1 protein-coding gene is annotated in these 1,681 nt (G+C 74.2%); it reads left to right on the top strand.

The annotated features are described in order from the left end of the window. Window positions 1-60 precede the first annotated feature (60 nt). Window positions 61-1,681 (top strand): 4'-phosphopantetheinyl transferase superfamily protein (locus KBI5_RS24650; RefSeq protein WP_241883181.1); only part of this gene is annotated, 1,621 nt, incomplete at its 3' end.

Below are 1,681 nucleotides of genomic sequence, written 5' to 3'. Positions count from 1 at the left end.
GCGAGCGCGGCCGACGGCGGGGCGGCCGGTCGGGGCACGGGCGCCGATCGGACGTCCGCGGTGGGCTGGGTACCCGTGCCCCGTGACAGTCCCGAACCCGGGCCGCGGATGTTCCGGCGACGGCTGTCGCTGGCGTCGATGCCGCACATCGTCGACCACTGCTTCTACCGTCAGCCGCCGGGCTGGGCGGACATATCCGATCTGTTCCCGGTCGTGCCGATGACCGAGGTCCTCGAGCTCATGATCGGCGAGGCCGCCGCGCTGCTGCCGGGCCGGGTGCCGGTCGGTGTCCGAGACGTCCGGGCGTTGCGCTGGCTCGCGATCGAGCCGGCGGTGGAGGTGTCCATTGCGCTCGCCCCCGCGGGGCCGGACGCGGTGCGGGTGACCGTGGACGGCTACGCCCGCGGCACGGTGCTGTTCGCGGCGGACCACCTGCCGCCGCCCGAGTCAACCGCGATCACCGCCGATCTGTCCGTGGGCCGGACGGGCCCGACGCTGCCCGTCGAGCGGCCCCCGCGGCATCGTGGCAGGGATCTCTACGGGGCCCGGTTCCTCTTCCACGGTCCCRGCTACCAGGGCATCCATCGGATCGAGGCGATCGCCCCGACCGGTATCCGGGGGCGTCTGCGGGTGCCGTCGGCGTCCGGCGCCCTGCTCGACAACGTGGGCCAGCTCTTCGGCTACTGGGCGATGGAGCATCTGTCCGACGACTCCCTCCTGCTCCCGCAGTCCCTGGCCGACGTGCAGTTCCACGGCCCGGCACCGGTGGAGGGCGACCTGGTGGACTGCGTCGTACGGATCCGGCAGGTGGCCGAGCGCACGGTGACCGCGGACATGGAGGTGCGGCGGGCCGACGGACGTGTCTGGGCGGTCATCACCGGGTGGACCGACCGCCGGTTCGCCAACGACGACGTGCTCTGGGCGATGGTGCGTGCGCCGGAGTTGAACACGGTGGCCCAGCCCTCCGGTGAGGGCTGGGTGGTCGCCGTGGACCGCTGGCCCGACGCGGCCTCGCGGGAACTGATCGTGCGCCACTACGCCGATGCCGCCGAGCGTGCCCGGCTCGCCGCGCTCAACCCCAGGGCGGCACGCGGCCGGCTGTTGGGACGGATCGCCGCCCAGGACGCAGTCCGGCGATGGCTGTGGGAACGGGGAGCGGGGCCCGTCTGGGGGATCGAGGTCGGGATCCGTAACGACGACGTGGGTGCCCCGGTCATCACCTCCCTGCCGGCGCGGCCGGGTGTCCCAGCGTTCGACCCCCCGGGGGTGTCGCTCGCCCACAAGCCGGAGCTCGCCGTGGCCTTGGTCGCCGCGGACGGGGAGGTTGGCATCGATCTTGAGCGGATCGTGTCCCGCGCCGCCGGGGTCGAGAAGGCGGCCCTGGCGCCCACCGAACTGCGCCTGCTCGACCGGGTCGCCGGCACCGATCCTCACCGGCGGGCCGTGTGGTTCACCCGGCTGTGGGCGGCGAAGGAGGCGGCGGCGAAGGCCGACGGAACGGGCCTCGCTGGCCGTCCACGTCGGTTCGTCGTGGACGGCCCCCATCCCTTCCCGGGGAAGGCCCATTCCCCGGGAAGGGATGGGCTCGCGTCCTCCCCGGTGGGGGGCACCCCGCCCGACCTGGTCCGGGTCACCGTCTACGGGGATGGTCCCGACGGGTCGGTGCCGGAGCGGACCCGGT

The sequence above is a fragment of the Frankia sp. KB5 genome (genome assembly GCF_002099325.1).
GTDB classification, from domain to species: Bacteria; Actinomycetota; Actinomycetes; order Frankiales; family Frankiaceae; genus Frankia; species Frankia casuarinae.
Note: the sequence above shows the minus strand (reverse complement) of the source record. Positions and strands in the feature narration are given on the sequence as shown.